Source organism: Pseudothermotoga sp. (assembly GCA_025060105.1).
Taxonomy (GTDB): Bacteria; Thermotogota; Thermotogae; order Thermotogales; family DSM-5069; genus Pseudothermotoga_A.
Genome location: JANXCS010000008.1, coordinates 34,982 through 58,680 on the forward strand (window position 1 = coordinate 34,982; position 23,699 = coordinate 58,680).

A 23,699-nucleotide genomic window follows, 5' to 3' on the forward strand; every position below is an offset into this window, starting at 1 on the left:
TGGAGGTGTGCCTCATGAACGAGAAAATAGACAGGATAGTTCTATCTTTAAAAGAAGAAATATTCAGGGAAGCGTCCAATTTGGTAAAAATAAGATCCGTTCAAACTGAAGCAGCTCCAGGTAAACCCTTCGGAGAAGGTGTTGCGCAAGCTCTGGAGTACACGCTGAGGCTGGGTGAAAGACTCGGTTTTCGTGTCAAAAACGTCGATGGTTATGCTGGGCACATCGAGTACGGTGACGGTGAAAGATTGTTCGCGGTGCTTGGCCATTTGGACGTGGTACCAGAGGGTGAGGGATGGTCGGTCGATCCGTACGGTGGGATCATTAAAGATGGTTATCTGTGGGGACGTGGTGCTTCGGACAACAAGGGTCCCACTGTGGCTGTCATTTACGCGCTGAAAGCCGTCAAAGAAGCTGGAGTGAAGATCAAAAATAGAGTTAGGATCATCCTAGGTACGGATGAAGAGTCCGGCTGGGAATGTGTGAAATACTACTTCCGAAAGGAAGAAAAACCGATCTACGCTGTCACACCGGATGCGGCTTTTCCCATCATATACGCTGAGAAAGGCATCATAACTTATAGATTGAGATTCAAAAGCTCGGCTTCCACATCTCTGAACCTTTTGAAACTTGAAGGTGGCGATGCACCGAACGTCGTACCTCAAACGGCTGTTGCTGAACTTTCTCCAGTCAGCAATGAATTGGTGAAAAAATTGGAAGATTTTCATCCCAAGAACGGTGCTAAGATGAGTTGGCGTGTCGAGGATGATCGACTCCTCGTTCGTGCCCAAGGCAAATCGGCTCATGGTTCAACACCAGAACGTGGTATAAACGCTATAGCTGCTTTGTTGGACTTTCTGAGGGATCTGCCTTTGGATGAAGGAACAAAAATATTCGTTGGTTCGATCGCTGGCAGGATCGGTTACGAAACGGATGGAACTTCATTGAGGATCGCCGGTTCTGATTGTATCACTGGTCCATTGACGGTGAACCTCGGCACGATCAAGATGCAGAACGATTCGCTCGAAGCAACGATCAACATAAGATATCCCGTATACTACTCCGAAACGATGTTGACACGACAGGTGAAGGAAGCCTTGAAACCCATCCAAGTGGAGGAAGAGCACCACTTGCCACCGCTGTTCGTTTCGCCTGACAGCGAGTTGATCAAAATCTTGAGTGAAGTTTACATGGAGGTCACGAACCAACCGGTCAAGTTACTGACCATGGGAGGAGGGACCTACGCACGCGCAGTACCGTGTGGCGTTGCATTCGGTCCATTGTTGCCCGGGAGGGAGGGGACCGAGCATCAGCCCGATGAGAGGATCGCTCTGGAAGACTTGGTAACGGTGGCGAGGATTTATGCGCAACTCTTTTATAGGATGTTGGCACTTTGGGGGGATGAACGGTGAGAAGGTTCCTGATCGTGTCCTTTATGTTGTTACCAATTTTGAATCTCGCCGTGTATTTGTCCATCGATACAAAGGATGGTTTCGCTGTGCATTTCCCTATCGATAAGATCGAACTGTATGTAGGTTACAGATACAGTGGGCTCACTGCGAAAGTGCCGGTCTACGAAAACATCGCCGTGAAAACTCGACTCGGATTAGATCTCTTTTCACAGTCTGGTTTCTTGGACGCGAAAATTGGGAGCGAGTTTTTCAAAACGGAGCTTTACGGTGGAGCGATGATTTCTGTGATTTCAGATTCGAAAGACAATCAACGCTTCTTGAAGAGGGGAAATCTCGATTTTTCGTTGGATGTTCAAAACGATGTGCTTGAAGGATTATCACTGGGTCTATCCGCTCAGAAAACGCTCTTAGGGTTCTACGAAGATACTGCCGGTGGAGGTTGGACCTTCGTGATTCCTGCTCTCAGATCCGACTCTATTGGTGCACTGCTCGAACCTTTCGTCATGCTGAAGTTCGAAACTCCCATCAAAGCACAGGTTCGACTCAGTTATATCTTCAACATCGCATGGATTCCGAGTCTACCTTCAGCTTTGATCGATCTGAAAGGCTTTAGAATAACTTTTCTTGCCTGGGTTTTTTGAGGTTGAATTTTTCTAGGAACTCTTCTTCAGAGATGATCTTCACTCCAAGCTGCTGTGCCCTTGATAATTTTGATCCAGGATTCTCACCGACGATCAAATAATCGGTGTTCCTAGAAACATTCTCTGTGATCTTACCACCGTGTGACAGTATGAATTCTTCTATCTCGTTGCGTGTGAAATTTTTCAAAACGCCCGTCACAGCGAAAGTGAGACCTTTAAAGATATCAGAAACCTCAACTGTTGGTTCCTCTTCGAGCTTCACACCCGCTCTTTCGAGCTTTTCCAGTATTTCCTTTGTTTTCTCGTTCTTGAAGTATTCAACGATACTTTTCGCGATCTCTTCACCTATTCCTGGTATTTGCATCAACTCTTCTAGATCAGCCGAAGCAATCTTTTTCAAGCTCTTGAACGTTTGTGCAAGCAGGTGAGCCGTTTTCTCGCCGACCATAGGTATTCCAAGAGCTGTTATCAATCTGTATAGGGGAGCTTTTTTAGCCTTCTCGATTTCATTCAACAAATTCGCGATGGTCTTCTGACCTATACCAGGGCCAAGCTGAGAGAGATCAAACGGTGTTAGATAGAAGATATCAGCTATATCCTTCACCAACCCAGAATCAACGAGCTTATCGGTCAATTTCTCTCCCAAGCCTTTTATATCGAGTGCACTCCTTGATGCGAGCGTTTCTAAAGCCCTTTTCAATTTCGCAGGACAATGTGGATTCAAACATCTCAAAGCGACTTCTCCGACCTCGGTTTTCCCCACCTTGCCACCGCAAACTGGACATGCGTCTGGTGGTCGTATCTTTTCTTCGTTTCCGGTTCTCATAGCTTCGATCACCGATACAACCTGCGGAATTATGCCACCAGCTTTTTCTATATAGACCCAATCTCCTATCCTTATATCCTTCTCTTCTATGTAATCAAAGTTGTGTAAGCTGGCGCGCTTAACCATGGTGCCTGAGAGTTGTACCGGTTCCAGCTCTGCCACTGGTGTGAGGGTACCTGTTCTACCCACTTGAACCGTCACACTCAAGATCCTCGTGCGTGCACGTTCTGCAGGAAATTTGAACGCGATCGCCCACCGAGGAGCTTTCGCCGTAGCACCGAGGACCCTTTGTTGTTCAAAATCGTTCACCTTAACAACAACACCATCCACCCAGTATGGAAGTTCATCCTTCTTCTGTGTCCATTCGCGCCAGTAAGCTATGACTTCTTCAACGTTCTTACACAACCTCGAATGCGGATTGACTTTGAATCCCAGCTCTCTCAACCAATTCAAAGCCTCCCATTGTGTTTTCAAACCATGCTCTTCTGGCTTGACAACGTAGTATATGAAGCTGTCCAAACGCCTTTCGGAGGTTATCTTCGTATCGAGCTGCCTCAGAGTGCCGGCCGCTGCGTTCCTTGGATTTGCGAACAGTGGCTCTCCCCGTTTCTGCCTCTCTTCGTTGAGCTTTTCAAACACATCCGTTGGCATGTACACTTCCCCGCGTACTTCCACTGTCACAGGTTTTCTCAATCTGAGTGGAATACTCCTGACCCTCTTGAGATTTTCGCTTATATCGTCCCCCCTCGTTCCATCTCCTCTGCTCAAACCTTGCACGAATCTTCCTTCGACATATCTGAGCGATACGGATACGCCATCGATCTTGAGTTCTGCAACGTAGAGTACCTCTTCTCTCTCGAGGAGCCTTTTGATTCGCTCATCGAAATCTTTGATTTCCTCCTCGCTATACGTGTTATCGAGACTGAGCATGGGTTCTGTATGCGGCACACTACGAAATTCATCTAGAACCTTTTCACCAACACGTTGGGTTGGAGAGTCTGGAGTGATCAACTCTGGATACTGCCTTTCCAGTTCGATCAATTCACGCATCAACTTATCGAACTCCTCGTCAGTTATGACGGGATCAGCCAAAACGTAGTATCTATAGTTGTGATACTCTATTTCCTCACGTAACTTCTCAACTCTCTTTCTAACTTCTTCAGGTACGTGTGACATATATACATCTCACCTCAGACCAAGACCACGTTCCTGAGAATCTCAACGACAAAATACGCAGCCTTGGGTCCAAATCTGGCGTGATTCTCGATGTACTGCTCGATAGCTTTCGAACCGGCAAAGTCAACTATCACTTTCACTGATAAGAACGGTTTTTCGTTCTCCACACAAACCTTCGCTGCCGCAGCGGAATCCATATCCACGCAAATTGCTCCGGTCGCTTCATGGATCTTCTTCGCCAAACTCTCGGAAGAGACAAAACTATCGCCTGAGGTGATGATTCCACAGTTGACCTCGCTCGATTCAAGTAACGGGGCGAACACTTCTTGACGAGGGCTTATGAGAGAATCGACATTTATTCTTGGCGAAAAATCGTATTCAACGTACGCAGTGCCAGCTACCAGTGTTCCGAGTGGGACATCTTGACGTAGAGCACCTGCGGCTCCGATCAGTAGTAGACAATCTGGTTTGAACCCATCTATGACTGCTTGAACAACGGACGCAGTCTCCACCTTCCCAACACAACCACTGATGATCAGGACCTCGTTGGAACCTATCAACCCACGAAAAACTGGACGTTTCAACAACTGAGAAATCTGCAATCTAGGTGCAAGTGAATCAACAATGGGCTTGATTTCATCAGGCAAAACCCCAACGATTGCGATCATGAAATCACCCAGAAAGAATTATACCCTCGTCGAGGACCTACGTATGTATCTCTGAAGCACCCTCAAGAAAGCTTCGTACAGTTTTGGGTCGAATTTCGTGCCAACCATTTCGTTCTCCATGAGCCTCAGTGCTTCTTCAACACTCAAAGCGCGTCTATAGGGTCTATCTTCAATGAGTGCACTGAATACGTCCACAAGCCCAACTATTTGTGTCCTCAAACTGATCTGCGTTCCCTTTAAACCATCCGGATAACCAGATCCATCAAAATTTTCATGATGGTGTCTGATTATATCGGCTACAAGGTCCCAACCTGAAATCTTTCTGACGATCTTTTCACCGTAGATCGGATGCATCTTCATGATCTCGTATTCATCTTGTGTCAATCTACCTGGTTTGTTGAGAATGTGCTCTGGTATTCCTATCTTACCTATGTCGTGCAGTAATGCACCGAACCTGATGGCCTCCAAATCAGCTGGATCTGTGAGCCCAAGCTCTTTCGCCAGATCGAGAGCGAGCGTTACAACGTGGTCCGAATGCCCAAAGGTGTTGGCGTCTTTGATTTCTATAGCCTCGGCCAGAGTGGCAATGATCTGTGTGTTTCTTTCTTGCAAAACCTTCTGAGTTTCCTCAAGCTCGTTTACGGTATCTTGCAAGTTGTTCATCATCGCATGAAGTTCATGCCAAGATGCTTTCTGAGCCTCGATGAGTCTTTGAATGCCGTTTTGCAGCTGGTTCAGTTCTGTTATCTCAGTTTCTATAGGTACATAAACAACTTCTTCGGTTTTATCCAACTTTGACAAACTTTGATTCACGTTCTCGAGCGCCAGGTTCATCGCCGTCATAAATCTATTCTCGAAACTGTAGGCCAAAGTTAACCAAATTGCCGCACCACACAGAGCCGCTATGAACACCAAAAAGTACGGAAGCAGAACCACCAAATAAGTGTTCAACGGAATGAAGGAACACACGAAAGCTTTGAACGGTTCGATAGGTTCAACTTGCATGTAACCAACAGAGGATCCAATTTTCGAAAAACCCTTCTTTGGATAGATCTTAGACCCCAAGAGGTTCATGTTGTTGGATACCACGATGGTACCATCCGAACTGGCGAGAAAAACGTACGCCATTTCCGCCGAAAGGATCCTTTCAAATAACGATGAAGGAATTTCAATTAAAAGAATGTGAGGTTCGTCGACGAGCAGGAATTTCGCACTACTACCGTAAGTGAAGAGACCTTTTGGATTTCTTGAAAGTCCCGGTAGATCTTCATAAACCAGCAATCCAGAGAGATCGACGCCTGTGGAAACATCGATGAAGTTTTTTGTCAACCTCTTCACGACGATACCCAACGCCGGTTGGGATTGACCACTCACACGTTGAATCAGTTCATTCACAAAATTCTTCAACTGTTTCACATAAGTTGTCGAGTAGTACACACTTATCCTTTGAGCCAATGGGAAAAGACCTATCATGAACGTTGCAACGAGGATGATCATCAATATCAAGCCGTATCTTTTGAAACGTTTCACCATCTCGCTGAGACTCATCTGTTCACCTCTCGACTTCGAATTTCCCATTTCTTATCCTGAGGAAAGTTAACTGTCGTTTGGTTGACAAATCCGATGCGACGACGAACTGGCCCGTGATCCCGTTGAATTTGCGATCTTTGAGATACTCCGCGGCCTTCTCCGTTGAAACTCTGTTTTGAACAAGCTCGGCTATCACCATGGCGGCGTCGAAGGCACCAGCGACCTGCATGTCATCAAACCCTTGAATTCTCATGACTTCGTAGTCATACAAACAACAAACGAGCATATCTTCAACGGACTGCTTACCACTCCTTATCAAATCCTCAGTGAATACATAGTCACTGCCGATGATGAGACCATCGAAATTTTTCGATCGGATCAGTTGAGCGATCAATCCAGCTTTTTTCCCATCCAAACTCAGCACGATCGCATCGTACAAACTGAAATTACTGTTAAGAAGCTCCTCCACTTCTGAAATTTCCACAGTTTCGAGCGGTGTGGGAAGATGTTTTTCCAAACCCTCCCTGAGAGTTTGATTGTGAACAGGATTGTTCCTGTCGCAGATGAACAGCACCCTCGTTTTTCCATGGGCCAAGATTCGCTTTGCGATTTGCTCACCCTGTTCTTCATCAGTCACAGCGAGTGACATTAGATACTGACTTTTCCCAACAACACGGTTAGACGTCACCAAAGGTGCTATCGTGAAAATTCTGTTCTCTTCAAGAATTGGAAGTAAAAGGTACGCTTGAGAGCTCAACCTTGGCCCTATGGAATAATTGTTCGAAAATTTTTTTAAAGTTGCTTCAAGTTTGTCCCAGCCAGTATCTATTCTTACAATCTGGATCTCGTACGAAAGCTTTCTACGATTCAGAAAATCTCGTACACCGTGTTGAAACCTCGCCTCACCGTCGTCCAAAATGATTATCACTGGCTTGTCCAATCTCAGTTGGGTGAGTAGTACTATCACCACTGATACTGAGATGAACAGGAATATTAAAACGATCTTCTTCACTTAATGACCTCCATACCAAAACCAGCGGTGCCCGGACCAACGTGCGTGGTTATCACCTTACCCATCTCCGTGAATTCAACGTCAAGAACTTGATAGTGTTTTTTCAGCATCTCTAGCATGGTTTGCGTGCTCTCCCTCTCTTGAGCATCGACCATGAGCAAGCGAACTTTTGTTCCCTCAGGTACCATACTCAAAGCCTTCTTGATCAGCATTTCCTGAGCTCTCCTCTGTCCCCTCGCTTTTTCGAAAGGTATGAGTTTTCCTTCTTCGTTTATCCAAAGGCCAACATGGATGTTCAAAATGCTACCGAAAAAGCCCTGCAAGCGTGTGACTCTACCACCCTTAATGAGAAAATCGAAGTTTGAAACATAGAAGATCGCTTTGTACCGTCCATTTTTAATGTCATCTTGGATGATCTCGACAATTTGCTTAACATCTTTGCCTTCTCTTTCCAGCTCTCTGGCTCTCCTGGCAGGCAGTGGCATAGCAGCTGAGGCCAATTTCGTGTCGACCACATGCACTGGTATACTGGTTTGTCTGGCCGCCTGTGTGGCCGAATCGTAAGTTCCAGATAACGCCGTAGAAATGGTCATCACCAAGATCTCTTCGTAACCTTGCTTTTTGATTTTTTCATAGAGCTCCAAAAATTCTCCTACCGATGGCTGAGAACTCTTCGGCAAATCCTTCGCCTTGGATATCCGTTCATAAAAGTTCTGAATTTCTTGAAGATCTCTCGTATCGTCTTCCTGACTACCATCTGGCCAGGTCACGTGAAGTGGTATGATGGAAATGTCGTACTTTTGAATCCATTCTCTGGGCACATCTGAAGTGCTGTCCAAAACGATCTTGACTTTCTTCATCCTCCACCACCCCATTTTGAAAGAGTTGAGTCATAGTTGCAATTGCAAGATAAATTTTATCAGTTTCCGCGGTATTTTTGAGAAGTTTAATCTTATTCGAGCATTTTAATACTGAATCAAGCGATACCAAGGTACGCTTTCTTCACACCCTCGTTGTTGAGCAACATGGAACCATCGCCTTCGAGCACTATACGTCCCGTTTCAAGTACATAACCATAATCGGCTATCTTCAACGCTCCGAGTGCATTTTGTTCGATCAATAACACCGTGACTCCTTCCTCCCTTATCTTCTGTATCACTTGAAAAACTTCCTTCACCAACAATGGGGCGAGCCCCAAAGACGGTTCGTCGAGCATGAGCAGTTTAGGACGGCTCATCAGTCCCCTTGCGAGGGCGAGCATTTGCTGCTCCCCACCAGACAACGTACCACCTAATTGCTTCAACCGTTCTTTCAAACGTGGAAAAAGACTGAAGACGAATTCTAGATCTTGCTTGACCTGTTCTCTGTCTGTTCGTGAATAAGCTGCCATCATGAGATTCTCATAGACTGTCAAGTTTGGGAAAATTTTTCTTCCTTCTGGAACGAGTGCGATACCTGCTTTGACAATTTCGTGAGTTTGAAGCTTACTTATATCGATCCCATTGAAGAGAACCTTTCCAGAGCTTTTTCTCACCAAATTCATGATGGCTTTAAGAGTGGTGCTCTTACCTGCTCCGTTGGCACCGATGAGTGTGACGATCTGTCCCTTCTTTACGTGCAAGGAGATGCCTTTTACTGCGTGAATGTTCCCGTAGTGTACGTGTAGATCTTTCAACGTTAAAAGTGGTTCGTTCATGCTGGCACCTCCTCGCCGAGATAAGCTTTAATCACCAACGGATTCGACTGGATCTGTTTTGGCGTTCCTTCAGCAATGAGTTTACCGTAATCCATGACGTAAATTCTTTCGCATATTCCCATGATAACCTTCATATCGTGCTCGATCACGACAACGCTCAGATTGAATTCATCCCTGATCGCTTTGATGAAATCCATCAACTCCAGAGTTTCTTGAGGATTCATCCCCGCTGCAGGTTCGTCCAGCAACAAAAGCTTCGGATCTGTTGCCAAGGCTCTGGCTATCTCAAGCTTGCGCTGCAAGCCATAAGGAAGCACACTCGCCTTCTCCTCAGCGAAGCTCAACAGACCAACTTTTTGTAAAAGTTTTTCCGATTCGATTTGTACATTTTTTTCGAACCTCAATGCTCGTGGCGTTTTGAGCACGAAACTGAACATCGAGAACATACTCAACTTACCGTGCTTTGCCACCATCACGTTTTCCAAAACGGTCATATCGGAGAACAATCTTATGTTCTGAAAAGTTCTGGCGATACCGAGACGCGTTATTTGATGCGGTTTCAAACCGTTCAATTTTTTCTCAAGGAAGACTATTTCACCTTCGTCCGGTTCGTACATACCAGTGATCAGATTGAAAAGAGTTGTCTTACCTGCGCCGTTTGGCCCTATGAGGCCGAGTAACTCTCCATTCTTTACATACCCCGTGAATCTATCAACAGCTGTTAAACCTCCAAAACGTTTGGTGACATTTTCAATTTTCAAAACGATGTCGCTCATCTTCTGCCACCTCGCTTGAGCTTAACAAAAGCCGAGAAAAACTTCTCCCAACTCAATTCATCCCTACCCATGATCCCTCGTTGCCAGAACAACATGAGCACGATCAAAAGAACTGCCAGTACGACCATCCTCATGCCAGGTATGCCGGGATAGTTGATGAACCACACTTTGAACGGACTTTCAAGGATCCTCAGAAACTCCAATCCTACAGTGTAAACGGCAGCACCTACGATGGAACCCGTTATGCTCCCCAAACCACCGAGCACGACCATGATCAATATTTCAAAGGTTTTTGTAAAACCAAAAGATTTCGGATCGATCGTCGTTATCAAATGCGCCCAGAGTGCACCACCAACACCTGCGAAGAATGATCCTATGACAAAGCTCATTACCTGATGGGAAAAAACGTTTATTCCCATAGCTTTCGCTGCTATTGAATCCTCTCTGATAGCCTTCAGTGCCCGACCGTAAGAACTCTTAGTTAGGCTCGCAACGAAGCAAACGGTCGCTAAGGCCCAACCCCACGACCAGTATAAATTAGTATATTGAGGTATCCCTTTCAGACCAAGCGCCCCGTTCGTTATGGACCAAGCGTTGTTCGCAATGATACGGATCGTTTCACCAAGCCCGAGTGTCGCTATTGCAAGATAATCACCGATCAATCTGAGCGATGGAGCCGCGACAATATAACCGAAGATCGCTGCTGCGAGGCCAGCAGCCAATGTGGATGGTAGAAACGGCGCCTCGATTCTATCGAATGGAGGCATAACAGGCTTTATCAGATAACTCATTTCCTTCTGTTGAACAGGAAGCGTGAACAGAACGGACACGTAAGCCCCTATCGCAATGAAACCCGCATGTCCCAGAGAGAATATCCCAGTGATGCCGTTGATCAAGTTCAGTGAAACTGCAAAGATAATGTTTATAGCCATCAAGTTGAGTATCATGACGATGTAATCGCTCGCCTTATGGTTCGCAAGCACAAGAAGAAAACCCACAGTCGAAATCAAAATCAATGTGAGAATGATCTTCATCTTGACCGTTAACTTCACCATAGATCCATCACACCTTCTCGGTGACCTCGACGCCGAGTATTCCTTTCGGCCTGACGAGCAGTACAAAGAGGAGTATAGCGTAGGCGATGGCGTCTCTGTATCCTGCTATGGAAGGGAAGAAAGCCACTATCATGATTTCACACACACCCAGTATGAATCCTCCAAGCATTGCTCCTTGGATACTTCCTATGCCTCCCACGACGGCCGCCGTGAACGCTTTCAAACCCGGTATGACACCGGTGAACGGATAAACTTGAGGATAAGTCATGGCCCACAGTAAGCCACCAACCGCTGCCAAAGATGAACCGAGCATGAACGTGATCATTATTATCTTATCCACGTTCACACCCATCAAACGTGTCGTTGGAATGTCTTTTGAGATGGCTCTCATAGCCATACCTGTTTTCGTTTTGTAAACTATCCAGATCAAAATGAGCAACGAGACCGTCACTGTAACAAGTGTTATCACAGAGAGTATTTTCAACCTCACACCACCAATGTTGAGTACGTTCAGAAAGTATGTTGGGTACATTCCAGTCTGCGGATTGAAAGATTTCGCACGACCACCGAACACAACAGTAGCAAAGTTCTGCAAGAAGAAGGAGACACCTATCGCAGTTATGAGGGCGGATATCCTAGGAGCATCCCTCAAAGGCCTGTAGGCAATTCGTTCTATGAGCGATCCTAAAAATGCAGTCAGAAAGATGGAAAGAATGAAAGCAACCCACCAAGGAAGAAGGAAGAGAGAAACACCATAGAAAGCGAAATATATGCTGTAAGTGAATATCTCACCGTGGGCGAAATTGATGAGCCTCAAGATCCCATAGACCATCGTGTACCCTATCGCGATCAGTGCGTATACACCACCAAGCGAAAATGCATTGACCAAATGTTGAAAGAAGTCAGCGATCCTCAACTCGACCCCTCCTCAAAGCTGAAAGCCCCCCTCTCGGGGGGCTCCCATCTTACGGCTTGACAACCGTGAGGAGTTCAGGCTTTCCGTTCCTTATTTGGATTATCACAGCAGGTTTGATCGGATCACCCGAATCGGGTGGGAAACTGATGGTACCTGCCACACCCTCAAAGCCCTTGGTGGCTGCGAGAGCATCCCTAATGGCGACTGGGTCGGTGGACTGCGCTCTTTCTATCGCATCGAGCACCAAATTGTAGGCGTCGAACGCAAGTGCCCCGAATGCGTCAGGTCTTCTGTTGTACTCTTTCATGTATGCCTCTACGAAAGGTTTCGTTTTCGGTGATAAATCTGCATCTTGATGGAAGTACGTCGTGTAGCAGAGACCTTCCACAAACTTGCCGCCGATCTGTACCACTTCAGGCGCATCCGCACCATCACCTGCGAGGAAGTTACCTTTGAACCCGAGTTCTCGCGCTTGCTTGCACATCAGAGCTATCTCAGCGTAGTAACCAGGCATGAAGATCAGATCTGGATTTCTCGAAAGAACATAAGTCAGTTGCGCTGAGAAATCTTGATCACCCGTGTTGTAGTAAGCTTCAAAGAATTTGCCACCGTACTTTGCGAATTCACGCTTGAAGTAGTTTGCCAAACCAACGACGTAATCCTGGGCAACGTCGACCATGATTGCTACGTTCCTCGCCTTCAAATTTTCCCAAGCGAACTTGGCGAGGAGTTGGCCCTGCAGTGTGTCCACAAAACAAGCACGGAAGATGAATCTTCTGTTCTGAGTTACAAGCGGGTTCGTTGCTGTGTTCGTTACCATAGCAACTTGTTTTTGCTCAGCTATGGCACCGGCAGCCATGGCACACGAGCTTGTACACGGTCCGAGTATGACCGACACTTTTTCTACATCGATCAATCTCCTTGCGACGTTGGCAGCCTCAGCCTTGTCACCTTTGTTGTCGAGCAGAATCACAACGACTGGTACCTCTTTACCCTGGATCTTAACCGTTGGTCGTAACTTCATCGCGAGTTTCACACCATCCCACGACATTTGACCGAAACCTGCTATGGGGCCTGTCATTTCCCAACCTGCACCGATCCTAACTTCCGTGACTTGAGCGATAGCAAAAAGCGCGGCGGAAATCAACAGCACAAACAACAAACACTTACGCACAACACCACCTCCACTGAACAGTTTGAGGATTTTATTTTCCGCTATTATACCATGGCCTGGAGGATACTAGTCAACCTGTTCTCGATCGAACATTTGTGCTAAAATTGGAGCCGTGGGGGGAAAACTGTGTCGGTGGATCCAAAAAAATTGGAAAGCATAATCACACAGATTTCTGGAATCGTTGCAGCACGAGTGGTTTCTGACAGTGACGCGATAAGAGAAATACACATCGTTGCAGATTCCGGGAAGAACCCGAAGCAGATAGTTCGAGATGTGGAAACTGCGATACTGGCTTCGACGGGATTGAGGATCGACAGGAAAATCGTAAGTGTCGCGCAGTTGAACCAAGAATATCAGCAAGAGGATGATTACAGCGTTGAATCCCTCAAATTGGAGGAGATAGGCAAGAATTTGAGAATAACTGTGTCCATCAAACGTGATAACGAAACTTATGAAGGAGTTGCGGAAGGGCCAAAAACGAGCCTTCAAAGACTCAAGATAGCTGCTTCGGCTGTCTTGAAAGCTTTAGATGATCTTTCGAACGATGTTTTTTCCGTTGACGATGTTAGGCTCATCAACTTGGCAGGAAAAGATTTCGTCGTTTGTCACGTCACAAAACTCGCAAACGGCAGAGAAAAAAGCTTAGTAGGTTGTGCCGAGGTTGGACGTGACACACTCATCGCCGCAGCGAGCGCAGCCTTAGACGCTTGGAAAAGAGCTTAGTCGTTTTTTTCACTCTTTCCGTTGGCATTGTACTCGATCACCACTTTTCTGTATGGTTCAATGCCCACAGAATAGCTCTTGATATCTTTGTACTGCTTCACCAACTCATGAACGAGCCTCCGTTCGAATGCGAACATGGGATCGAGTACGACTTTACTTTTGGTTGCCTTTGCGCGCTCTATAGCTTGCTTAACGATACTCTCTAAATTCCTTTTTCGCCTCTTTTTGTACTCTCCCGCATCCACCGAGACTGAAAGCTTCGTATCGCTCATCCTGTTCAAATATATCATCGCGATGTGTTGAAGAGCAGCGAGTGTTTTACCATGTTTTCCTATCAATCGTCCTATATCCTCTCCATCGAGCTCAACCAGGAATCTCCTGTTTGAACTCGAGACCCTCACCGTCACATTCCCGCAAGCACTGACGATCTGCGACAAAAATTTCTCCAGCTTTCGAGCGAAGTATTTTGGATTGAGAGTGATCTCTATTTCAGCGTTCTTTGCAAACAGGCCAAATATCCCCTTCGATCCTTTATCGATCACAGTGTACTCGTAGTCACCATCTTCTAAATCAAAGCATTCTTTTGCTTTTTTCAAAGCTTCCTCAACCGTTGGTGCACTGACCCTAACCTTTTTCATCTTATCTCACCCCTTGGACCTCAACCCCAGAAGTTCGCGCGTAGTTATACCCTTGATCTTGTAACGTTTGTAGATGTAGTAAGTGACCAGCAATTGGATCACCGTGTTCGTTGTGAAGTACAGGAAAAGTCCACTCGGAAGACCTACGAACAAAAACGTGAAAGCAACGGACATCAATATTCCCTGCCAAGCGGATCTGGTATCTTGACTGGTGATAAGAGTGTTGTAATAGCTTGCCACGATCGTGATCAAAATGAAGATAGCATTGGCTTGAAATCCGCCTTTGGAAAGATCAGACCAGATCAAAAAGCGTCCGTTGAAAGCGAATTCCTCTTGGAAATACCGTATGACTGCATAGAGCAAGAAGAAGATGGGAAGTTGTATCAAAAGCATCAGACAACCGCTGGCTGGGTTCACTCCTTCTTCACGGTACGCCTTGAGCAATTCTTCCTGCTGTTTTGCTGGATCTTTGTACTTCTTCCTTATCATCTCGATCTTCGGTTGTAGCTTACGCATCTTTATCATCGATTTGGTCTGAGCATGATAGAGTGGATACAGCGCAAACCTCACAACTATGGTGAACAAGATGATCGCCCAGCCGAAATTCTTCGTGAGCCCGAACAACCACCAGAAGAACCATACAAGTGGGTAGAACACAGCGTCATACCAGACTGAAGAACCTGGAATGGTCTTCAGCGTGGATACAATGGCTTCATAGTCATTGGGAAAGAGTTTTTTGAGAAACACCCTTTTGTAGGGACCAAGATGGAAGATCAGCACTGATTCGCGTTCAATTCGCACGGTATTTGAAGTGATCCTTTCAGAATTGGTTTTTACCAAACTCAACGTCCTAGTCTTGGGCGACAAAGAGATGAAGTAATCTCTAACTATTCGATCATTATCTGAAAACCACACACGCGGGAGATTAACTATCAATGGTTCTTTTGCTTCAATCCTCACTTCTACAAGGTATTCTGGAACGTTCCGAATAACGTAAGTTTTCTTCACATTTTTAAAATCATAAACTAACCTAAGGTCACCTCTGTAAGTGTTCGGCGCGATCTGATCACCTAAGATTTGTAGTTGCAACTCTCCACCGATCGGAGTTCCATCCATCGTGAAAAGATCAAAACCGTCTTTATCTCTCTCGAAAACGTGAACCTTCTTCTCAGCTGTCAAATAAACGTTTGCCAGGTTACCATCCTGATCGAAATCGTACTCCACGAACCTCGTTTGAACCTTCACTCCATTGGTCAAAAGTGCCACTTTAATCTCGTTTTGAGCAAAGATCAGAACCGTGAGTACGATCAAGAACCAAAGCGTCAAGAATCTCAGATTTCTCAAGTCGATCTCCTCCTCAATGTGAATTTTTCTGGGACAGGATCTTCTCCACCTGGATTCAGTGGATTACATCTGAGCACACGCCAAATGGACAATATCAAGCCTCTCATCACCCCGAACTTTTCGATGGCTTGCAGCGCATAGTTGGAACAAGTCGGGTTAAACCTACACGTTGGAGGTTTCAAGGGAGAAATGTACTTCTGATAAAATCTTATGCAACCGAGAACCATCTTCTTCATTATCCGATCCTCTTCAACAGATATTCCAGTTCACTCTTCATCGTGTGGAAATCCAGCTCATCGAGAACTTCAGACAGAGCTTTCCGCGGTATCACAACGATATCGAAACTCTTCGAAAGCTCTGGTTTCATCGTTCTGTAAGCTTCCCTGATCAAGCGCTTTATTCTGTTCCTATCGTGTGCTTTGCCAAGCTTTCTTTTTACAACAATGGCTATTCTGTTGAAATCAAGGTTATTGTTGACATAGAGCACGGTGAAAAAATTGCTTTGTAACGATTTGCCCTCACGGAAAACTCTGTCGAAGTCTCGCTTCAGTCTCAGCCTTTCTCTGCGAGGAAAAGAATGGAGATTCAAACTGCCAATCTCCATCTACCTTTTGCCCTTCTGCGGGCGAGCACCTTTCTACCTGAAGCTGTACGGGACCTGACGAGGAAACCGTGAGTTTTTTGCCTTTTCCTTCGATTCGGTTGGTAAGTTCTTTTCATTTCGCACTCCTCCCTCTCTATGCTGGTTTTTCTTTCACTCTACTTTTTGCATCCTTTCCCTTCCTCTTATCATACCAAGATTTGTTGCGATTGCCAACGCTCTTTTCTCTCCGATACCATCTACAGATTTCAACACCTCTACATCCGCTTCGCTGAGGTTTTTCAGATGTTTGAACGCCTTCACAAGATTCTGCGCGACGTTGAGGGGTATCCTCACTGTACCTTTCAGGAATCTGTAACCTTTCGGATAGACAACGGTCTCACCCGCCTGAGAAATCGTCTGTACATTGAAACCAAGTTCTTTTATGATTTTCATCTCAGTGAGATTTCGTTCTTGTTTCAATTTCTCGGTAATTTGAACGGCTTGATCGGCATCTACATCACCAACACTGAAATCCATGATCAACAACATCGCTGTTTCTTCCACATCCGCGAGCAATTCCTCCAATTGAACCCACATCAAGTTGGCTTCCTCACCGAGTTCCACCATATAAGGATAGATATCCTCGTATATCTTCATCATTCTGATGGCTTTCTCTACGGTTCTCGCAACATCGTGGATGGAAACACCTGTGTCGAATCTTACTGAATCGATCGTGGACAAAAGCTTATCCAAGTTGGAACGATACTTCTCCAACGCGTTCAGCGCTTCAGATACTCTCGCCATGAGAAGCCTTGTGTCACTCAAGATGTATTTGTGTTGACCATAGTAAACGGTCACCACGTTCCTACGTTTGGATATGGCTACCACCATGCAGTGAGTTTGCTTTGCGACACGCTCGGCCGTCCTATGACGGGTACCAGTTTCAACCGTTGGGATGGATGGATCCGGTACAAGATGTGCGTTCGCTATGAGAATCCTCGAAACATCCTCGGAGACAACTATCGCACCATCCATCTTCGAAAGCTCATACAACCTTTCAGGTGTGAACGAACAGTTCACCTCGAATCCACCTTGAATGATGTTTCTGTACTTTGCCAGATCATCGACAAAGAAGATCAATGCCCCTAGGTTTGCCGCCATTATATCGTCAAGTGCTTTTCTGAGCCTGGTACCCGGGGAAAGCAGAGCGATCTTCGCAAGAAGTTCACTGGATATCAACACTCTTCCCCCCCAAGATGCTGAGCAAAGATCTCACATCTTTCAACGCAACACAATTTTGTTCGTTGGTATCGGAAGCTGAAGGCAAAAGAATTTTCTTCAACTCCAACTTGCTAAGGGCATCCAAACGGTTCTTCACCCTGTGGACCGGCCTGATCCTACCATCGAGACTCACTTCCCCAAAGGCTGCCATCTTGCCCAAAGAAAGCTCTGTGAGGGAGGAAACGATGGCACACACTACAGCCAAATCTGCTGCCGTATCGGTGATTCTGAGACCACCCATCACATTTATGTAAACATCTCTGTTCTCCAAAGGGAGACGCGCGTGTTTCTCGAGAACGGCTATGAGCATCAGAAGTCTAGTCAAATCGTAACCATTGCTGATGCGCCTCGCTGACAAAGAACGAGCCTTCGAGACGAGCGCTTGAACTTGGACGATGAAAGGTTTCGAGCCCTCGATCACACAACTGAAACAATTACCCGAAGGTGGTTCTTCAATATCTATGAGGAACGATTCTTCGATCTGTCTCAATCCAAATTCAAACATCTCAAAAACACACACCTCACCTGAAGGGCCAAATCTGTTCTTCACGACTCTCAGTATCCTGAAATCCGTGTTCACCTCACCCTCAAAGTAGATCACGGTATCAACCAAGTGCTCCACCATCTTTGGACCTGCTATCTCACCACTTTTGGTAATGTGTGCTATGAGTATGGCTGGTATCGAGAGCGATTTGCATCGTTCGGTGATCAAAGAAGCCGCAGTACGAACTTGGGCAACACTGCCCGGATAAGATCCTACTTGTTCTGAATACATCGCTTGGAGGGAATCGATGACCAGAAGACCAAATGAATTGTCCAGAACATCTAAAACAAGCATCGGATCATTCTCAGTGAGGATGACTACGTTGTCCTGCGATTTGCAACCAAACCTCTCCGCTCTGAACGCTATTTGATCGGCAGATTCTTCCGCCGTTACGTAAAGTGATTTGACCTTATTCGCCAACTGGCAACAAATTTGAAGAGCCAGGCTACTCTTACCCACGCCTGGCTCTCCACCGAGTAGAACAACTTGACCAGGTAATAATCCTCCATTCAACGCTGAGTCCAATTCGGAAAAACCTGTAGAAATTCTGCTGGTTCGCAGCTCAACGGCTATCTTCTTCAATGTTGTTGGTCCAGTCTTCCTCCCTCTTCCAGGTTTCTCGGAAGGTGTGAATTGTTTTGCAGTGTTCCAAGCACCACAATTCGGACATCTTCCGAACCATTTCGGTGATTCGTATCCACAGCTTTCACACACGAAAAGTTCATTTTTTCTCATCCCTGAAGAACTCCTGCTTTCGTTATTCGTCTTCTGTTGAACTTCAGACCATTTTTGCCTCGAGAACAGACAACAACATCTCCAGAATTGAATTTACCTCTTAAAATCTCTTCCGCTAGAGGATCTTCCAGATACTGCTGAATCGCACGTTTCATTGGTCTTGCACCATAGACGGGATCGAACCCTTTCTCCATGAGGAACTCTTTTGCAGATTTTGTCAAGATTATGTCTAAGCCTTTACTCTTCAGCCTCTCACGCACATCTGAAACGAGTATATCGATGATCTTCGAAACGTGTTCTTTTGTGAGAGGATGGAACACGACGATCTCGTCTATTCTGTTCAAAAATTCTGGCCTGAACGTTTTCTTAACCTCGTCAAGAACAAGCGTTTTGATTTCTTCATAGTCCCGTTGCGAATCTTCTTGCGAAACGAATCCGAGCGTTCTTTTAGCTTTGTTTATCAACGTGCCACCGATGTTGCTGGTCATGACTATAATGGTGTTCTTGAAATCTACTTCTCTACCTTGCGAATCTGTCAATCGTCCATCGTCCATTATTTGCAAAAGTATGTTGAAAACATCTGGATGAGCCTTTTCGATTTCATCGAACAAAATGACAGAGAAAGGCCTACGCCTGATTTTCTCAGTGAGAGTACCACCTTCCTCGTAACCAACATAGCCTGGAGGTGCTCCTATCAATCTGGAGACCGAGAACCTTTCCATGTACTCGCTCATGTCGAATCTAACCAAAGCTTTTTCATCACCAAAAAGGTGTGCAGCGAGCACTTTCGTCAACTCAGTTTTACCAACACCCGTCGGACCGAGGAACAAAAACACGCCAATAGGACGTCTTGGGTCCTTTAAACCACTTCGTGCACGTCTTATAGCCCTCGCGATCGCCTTTATAGCTTCATCTTGTCCAACGATACGTTGATGCAAGGCTTTTTCTAAGTTCAAAAGTTTTTCGCTCTCGCTCTCTTCTATCTTCATCAGTGGTATACCTGTCCAACCCGATACAACTTCCGCAATTTGGTCCACGTCGACCGTTATGATCGATGACTCAACAGATTTCCTCCATTGCTGGTATTTATCGTTGAGCTGTGCAGAAAGGATCCGTTCACGTTCTTTCAACTCAGCAGCTTTCTCGTAATCTTGGTTCAGTACGGCCAGCTCTTTATCGTTCTTGGTCTGTTCCAACTGAGCTTTCAAGAGTTGGATGTCTGGTGGGAGGATGAAACTCTTCAGTCTCGCCCTGGCACCAGCTTCATCTATCACGTCTATCGCTTTATCTGGAAGGAAGTGATCTGTAATGTAACGTTTCGAAAGATAAACAGCAGCTTCAAGTGCGGGGTCGGTGTACTTAACTCTGTGGTGTGACTCGTATTTGTGTCTCAACCCCTTTAAAATCTCCAAAGTTTCCTCAGCGCTGGGTTCTCTGATGTAAATTTTTTGGAAACGTCTCTCCAAAGCCGCGTCTTTCTCTATGTACTTTCTGTATTCGTCAGGCGTTGTGGCACCAATACACTTGATTTCACCACGAGCGAGGGCCGGTTTGAGTATGTTCGCCGCATCCACAGCACCTTCTGCAGATCCCGCACCCACTATTGTGTGGATCTCATCTATGAAGAGTATGATGTTAGGATCGCGACTGACGACCTGGAGTAATTTCTTCATCCTCTTTTCAAATTCGCCCCTGTACTTGGTACCAGCAACGAGCGCGGCAACATCCAGAGAGAAGATCGTTTTGTGTTTCAACGGCTCCGGGACATCTCCAGCCACTATCTTTTGTGCGAGACCTTCCACGATGGCAGTCTTACCAATGCCCGGTTCACCTATGAGCACAGGATTGTTTTTCTTTCGCCTGACGAGCACCTGCATCACGCGCGCTATTTCTTCCTCTCTTCCAATGACGGGATCGAGTTGGTTTTTCATGGCGAGCGCCGTGAGATCTATTCCAAAACCCTCTAAATGCCTCACAGAAGGATTGTCCGAGGACCTGTCGATATCGTAATCACTTTCACGTTGCTGCGAACTTTCAACAACGTTTCTTCTGAGTACGCCAAGGTCCACACCCATTTTTCTCAGTACGTGAACTGCGATACCTTCACCTTCCCTGATGATACCTAGGAGGATATGCTCAGGCTGAATTTTTTCACTACCCAAGTATTTCGCTTCCTCGTAAGCGAGCTCGATGACACGTTTGGCTCTTGGGGTCATCTGAGGCGAACTAGAATAACCTCGCATGCCCATTCCAACCATGGATATGATCTCGTTCTTTGCACGCGCATAAGTAACACCCATTTCAGCGAGAGATTCACTGAGCGGAGTATCTTGCTTCAGTATGGCCAGAAGTATATGTTCGGTACCAACGTACGAATGGCCCATCTCAATGGCTTCTTTCTGTGCTTCAACGATCAACCTTGCGGAACTTTCTGAGAATTTATCGAACATTCGCATCACCTCTTCAACGTTTTACAGTGATGATATCAATGCCACCACATTGTTTAGACAGTGAACTATCATACAAGGTATCAAAGATCCGTGAGCTTCTCTTATCGTTCCAAGTAACATAGAAGTCACGAATATCTGTGGAAAAACAGCCATCGGATGAAAGAATGAAAAGAAAAGCGATGTTACAACTATAGCTCCGTTCGTACCGAGACGCTTTTTGAAAACCGACTGTGTATAACCCCGAAAAGCAATTTCTTCCGCGACTGGGGCCAGAAAGAGAGCAAGAACGATCAAACCGGGATCTAAACTCAGTTTCTGAACGGAATCTTTTTGCTGAGGAAAGATCGCGTTCGTCAGTGCAAGCAAGCCGTAAAGTACAAGCAAATACAACAAGCTCCTCAGAAGGATGCCCTTCTTGTAGCTGAAGAGCGAACCTATTTTCTCCATCTTCATCGAGAACAAGCTCACAAATAAAAGTATTGCATACCATACTGTTGCGCTCCATATCGAGCTGTTCAAACTCACTATGAATGGTCCCAAAAACAAGACTAATAAGAACAAGAGGAACAGCAGCCTACTTTTCATGGCAACATCTTCCTGATTAAATTTTACCATCAAAACAAAACCAGCACCTGAATCGCAGGTGCTGGAACAAACGAGAAAAGACACTTTAAGTTTTGTTAACTTATCACTGTTGAATCATTTGCAAACTTTTGTTGACGAGATTCATGAGACGAGATTTTCTGCGCGCAGCTTGATTTTTGTGAATGGCACCCTTCGAAGCAGCTTTATCTATGGCGGAGATAGCCTCTCTGACAAGCTGCATGATTTTTTCCCTGCTCTCACCGGCTTTTATAGCCTCCATAACACTTTTGACGTTGTTTTTCATCTTCGTTTTGTAAGATCTATTTCTCTCCCTTCTTTCAGCCGACTGTTTCACACGCTTCAAAGCTGATTTATTGACTTTCCTCGCCACGGCAATTCGCCTCCCTCATCGCAAGTTGAAATATCTCTTGAGTTCATCAACGGCATCGAGTTTTTCCCATGTGAAATCGGGATCATTTCTACCGAAATGCCCATAAACTGCCGTTTTCTTATATATCGGCCTGCGTAGATTCAGCTTCTCAATGATCGCAAGTGGTCGAAAATCGAACACCTCGACGACAGCTTTTTTCAGGCGTTCCTCGTCAACCTTTGCGGTCCCGAACGTGTCTATCATCAACGATACAGGCCGTGCTTTACCGATCGCGTACGCAACTTGTATCAGGAAACGATCAGCTAAGCCAGCAGCAACGATGTTTTTAGCAACGTATCGTGCCATATAGTGAGCTGATCTATCCACCTTCGTGGGATCTTTGCCACTGAAAGCTCCTCCTCCGTGTGGTACCCAACCTCCATAGGTATCCACTATGATCTTTCGTCCAGTTAAACCTGTGTCTGCTGATGGACCTCCGAGTACGAACCTTCCTGTTGGGTTCACCAAGATTTTCACATCGTTTGACCAGTACTGTTCCGGTATAGTTGGTCTTATGACGTGTTCAATGAGGGCTTCTCTGAGTTCATTGATCGTCACATCCGGCTCGTGCTGAGCAGAAATGAGAATCGTATCGACTCTCACTGGTTTCAGATTTTCATCGTACTCGACAGTGACTTGAGTTTTTCCATCAGGTCTGAGAAACGGGACTATCTTCTTCTTTCGAACTTCAGCGAGTCTCATCGCGAGCTTGTGCGCGAGCATTATTGGGAGTGGCATGTACTCAGGTGTTTCGTTGGTGGCATATCCAAACATCATTCCTTGGTCTCCAGCACCGATTTTGTCGTAATCGTCATCGAGATGGTTTTTCTCTCTAACCTCCAGTGCTTTGTTCACTCCTATGGCTATATCTGGTGACTGGTTGTGAATGGAAGTCAAGACTCCACAAGTTTCACCGTCAAAACCATATTTTGCCCTGGTGTAACCTATGTCGAGGATCGTCCTTCGAACGATTTCCTGGATGTCCACATAGGCTTCCGTCGTGACTTCTCCAGCAACTATTGCAATCCCTGTGGTAACTAATGTTTCAACGGCAACCCTCGCGTTCGGATCCTGCTCTAAAATTGCATCCAGTATCGCATCTGATATCTGATCTGCCATCTTGTCTGGATGACCTTCTGTAACACTCTCACTGGTGAACAACCTCTTCATTTCTCCTCCTCCTTTGTGTGCTGTTCGTACTGTTCTTTGGTGACGAATTCTCCACCTTCAAGGCTGAAGGATCGAACTTTATAGTTCATACTGAACGTGGCACTCAGATGCAACTTGTTTGGACACTTTGAACCAACATAGATCTTATCAATTCTGTATGGAGTGCTCGGGTTGTCATAATCATTTATGAAATCGTAACCCATGCGTAAATGGCTACGGAAATATTCACCACACTTGGAACATTTGAAGTACACCACTAACGTGTTACCATGTCTGTAAAAAGGATCCAAAGCGAGGTTCTTGACTTTCTTTCGTCCGAAGAACCACACGCTTT

Annotated in this window: 25 protein-coding genes; 3 read left to right on the top strand and 22 right to left on the bottom strand. The window is 45.8% G+C overall.

What is annotated here, in order from left to right:
- The first annotated feature begins 14 nt into the window (after nt 1-14).
- Together pepV and NZ875_08020 are read left to right on the top strand one after the other, a co-directional pair.
- Entirely contained in the window at nt 15-1,412 is a 1,398-nt protein-coding gene (pepV, locus tag NZ875_08015; GenBank protein ID MCS7175677.1) for a dipeptidase PepV, read from the top strand.
- The gene (locus tag NZ875_08020; GenBank protein ID MCS7175678.1) at nt 1,409-2,053 is read left to right on the top strand and encodes a hypothetical protein; all 645 of its coding nucleotides are present in this window, start codon (nt 1,409-1,411) and stop codon (nt 2,051-2,053) included. The genes pepV and NZ875_08020 overlap by 4 nt, the downstream gene beginning before the upstream one ends.
- Here NZ875_08020 and ligA read toward each other — a convergent pair.
- The 10 genes from ligA to NZ875_08070 form a co-directional block, all read right to left on the bottom strand.
- Nucleotides 2,022-4,055, bottom strand: a complete 2,034-nt coding sequence (ligA, locus tag NZ875_08025) for an NAD-dependent DNA ligase LigA (protein ID MCS7175679.1) — start codon at nt 4,053-4,055, stop codon at nt 2,022-2,024. The two genes, NZ875_08020 and ligA, sit on opposite strands and share 32 nt — an antisense overlap.
- A 14-nt stretch (nt 4,056-4,069) precedes the next feature.
- Nucleotides 4,070-4,723, bottom strand: a complete 654-nt coding sequence (locus NZ875_08030; protein MCS7175680.1) for a 5'-methylthioadenosine/S-adenosylhomocysteine nucleosidase — start codon at nt 4,721-4,723, stop codon at nt 4,070-4,072.
- 18 nt (nt 4,724-4,741) lie between these two features.
- Nucleotides 4,742-6,271 carry an HD-GYP domain-containing protein gene (locus NZ875_08035; protein ID MCS7175681.1) on the bottom strand — a complete coding sequence of 510 codons (1,530 nt, stop codon included), beginning with the start codon at nt 6,269-6,271 and terminating at the stop codon, nt 4,742-4,744.
- A gap of 4 nt (nt 6,272-6,275) precedes the next feature.
- On the bottom strand, nt 6,276-7,265 hold the full coding sequence (locus NZ875_08040; GenBank protein ID MCS7175682.1) for a hypothetical protein: 990 nt from the start codon (nt 7,263-7,265) through the stop codon (nt 6,276-6,278).
- Complete coding sequence (locus NZ875_08045) at nt 7,262-8,125, bottom strand: DegV family protein (protein MCS7175683.1); 864 nt, start codon at nt 8,123-8,125, stop codon at nt 7,262-7,264. Before NZ875_08045 ends, NZ875_08040 begins: the two co-directional genes overlap by 4 nt.
- 116 nt (nt 8,126-8,241) lie before the next feature.
- Entirely contained in the window at nt 8,242-8,961 is a 720-nt protein-coding gene (locus NZ875_08050) for an ABC transporter ATP-binding protein (protein MCS7175684.1), read from the bottom strand.
- Entirely contained in the window at nt 8,958-9,737 is a 780-nt protein-coding gene (locus tag NZ875_08055; protein ID MCS7175685.1) for an ABC transporter ATP-binding protein, read from the bottom strand. The genes NZ875_08050 and NZ875_08055 overlap by 4 nt, the downstream gene beginning before the upstream one ends.
- Entirely contained in the window at nt 9,734-10,792 is a 1,059-nt protein-coding gene (locus tag NZ875_08060; protein ID MCS7175686.1) for a branched-chain amino acid ABC transporter permease, read from the bottom strand. Before NZ875_08060 ends, NZ875_08055 begins: the two co-directional genes overlap by 4 nt.
- 7 nt (nt 10,793-10,799) lie before the next feature.
- Nucleotides 10,800-11,702, bottom strand: coding sequence for a branched-chain amino acid ABC transporter permease (locus tag NZ875_08065; GenBank protein MCS7175687.1), 903 nt, complete (start codon nt 11,700-11,702; stop codon nt 10,800-10,802).
- A 55-nt stretch (nt 11,703-11,757) separates the two neighbouring features.
- Nucleotides 11,758-12,882: an ABC transporter substrate-binding protein gene (locus NZ875_08070; protein MCS7175688.1), complete on the bottom strand. Its 1,125-nt coding sequence runs from the start codon at nt 12,880-12,882 to the stop codon at nt 11,758-11,760.
- A 126-nt stretch (nt 12,883-13,008) separates the two neighbouring features.
- Between NZ875_08070 and NZ875_08075 the strand changes: the two genes are divergently transcribed.
- On the top strand, nt 13,009-13,605 hold the full coding sequence (locus tag NZ875_08075; GenBank protein ID MCS7175689.1) for a hypothetical protein: 597 nt from the start codon (nt 13,009-13,011) through the stop codon (nt 13,603-13,605).
- Here NZ875_08075 and NZ875_08080 read toward each other — a convergent pair.
- From NZ875_08080 to NZ875_08135, 12 genes are all read right to left on the bottom strand, one after another.
- Nucleotides 13,602-14,243, bottom strand: coding sequence for a protein jag (locus NZ875_08080; protein MCS7175690.1), 642 nt, complete (start codon nt 14,241-14,243; stop codon nt 13,602-13,604). The genes NZ875_08075 and NZ875_08080 overlap by 4 nt on opposite strands.
- 6 nt (nt 14,244-14,249) lie before the next feature.
- Nucleotides 14,250-15,587, bottom strand: a complete 1,338-nt coding sequence (gene yidC, locus NZ875_08085; protein MCS7175691.1) for a membrane protein insertase YidC — start codon at nt 15,585-15,587, stop codon at nt 14,250-14,252.
- On the bottom strand, nt 15,584-15,823 hold the full coding sequence (gene yidD, locus NZ875_08090) for a membrane protein insertion efficiency factor YidD (GenBank protein MCS7175692.1): 240 nt from the start codon (nt 15,821-15,823) through the stop codon (nt 15,584-15,586). Before yidD ends, yidC begins: the two co-directional genes overlap by 4 nt.
- On the bottom strand, nt 15,823-16,191 hold the full coding sequence (gene rnpA, locus NZ875_08095) for a ribonuclease P protein component (GenBank protein ID MCS7175693.1): 369 nt from the start codon (nt 16,189-16,191) through the stop codon (nt 15,823-15,825). The genes yidD and rnpA overlap by 1 nt, the downstream gene beginning before the upstream one ends.
- Nucleotides 16,173-16,307, bottom strand: a complete 135-nt coding sequence (rpmH, locus tag NZ875_08100) for a 50S ribosomal protein L34 (protein ID MCS7175694.1) — start codon at nt 16,305-16,307, stop codon at nt 16,173-16,175. Before rpmH ends, rnpA begins: the two co-directional genes overlap by 19 nt.
- Nucleotides 16,308-16,341: 34 nt before the next feature.
- Complete coding sequence (gene disA, locus NZ875_08105; protein MCS7175695.1) at nt 16,342-17,409, bottom strand: DNA integrity scanning diadenylate cyclase DisA; 1,068 nt, start codon at nt 17,407-17,409, stop codon at nt 16,342-16,344.
- Entirely contained in the window at nt 17,396-18,730 is a 1,335-nt protein-coding gene (gene radA, locus NZ875_08110) for a DNA repair protein RadA (protein MCS7175696.1), read from the bottom strand. Before radA ends, disA begins: the two co-directional genes overlap by 14 nt.
- Nucleotides 18,727-21,180, bottom strand: a complete 2,454-nt coding sequence (locus NZ875_08115) for an ATP-dependent Clp protease ATP-binding subunit (protein MCS7175697.1) — start codon at nt 21,178-21,180, stop codon at nt 18,727-18,729. Before NZ875_08115 ends, radA begins: the two co-directional genes overlap by 4 nt.
- Before the next feature lie 21 nt (nt 21,181-21,201).
- A complete protein-coding gene (locus tag NZ875_08120) occupies nt 21,202-21,765 on the bottom strand; it encodes a CPBP family intramembrane metalloprotease (GenBank protein MCS7175698.1) in 564 nt (187 codons plus the stop codon).
- 103 nt (nt 21,766-21,868) lie between these two features.
- A complete protein-coding gene (rpsT, locus tag NZ875_08125) occupies nt 21,869-22,156 on the bottom strand; it encodes a 30S ribosomal protein S20 (protein MCS7175699.1) in 288 nt (95 codons plus the stop codon).
- A gap of 15 nt (nt 22,157-22,171) precedes the next feature.
- On the bottom strand, nt 22,172-23,365 hold the full coding sequence (metK, locus tag NZ875_08130; protein ID MCS7175700.1) for a methionine adenosyltransferase: 1,194 nt from the start codon (nt 23,363-23,365) through the stop codon (nt 22,172-22,174).
- Nucleotides 23,362-23,694, bottom strand: a complete 333-nt coding sequence (locus NZ875_08135) for a hypothetical protein (GenBank protein MCS7175701.1) — start codon at nt 23,692-23,694, stop codon at nt 23,362-23,364. Before NZ875_08135 ends, metK begins: the two co-directional genes overlap by 4 nt.
- Nucleotides 23,695-23,699 lie beyond the last annotated feature (5 nt).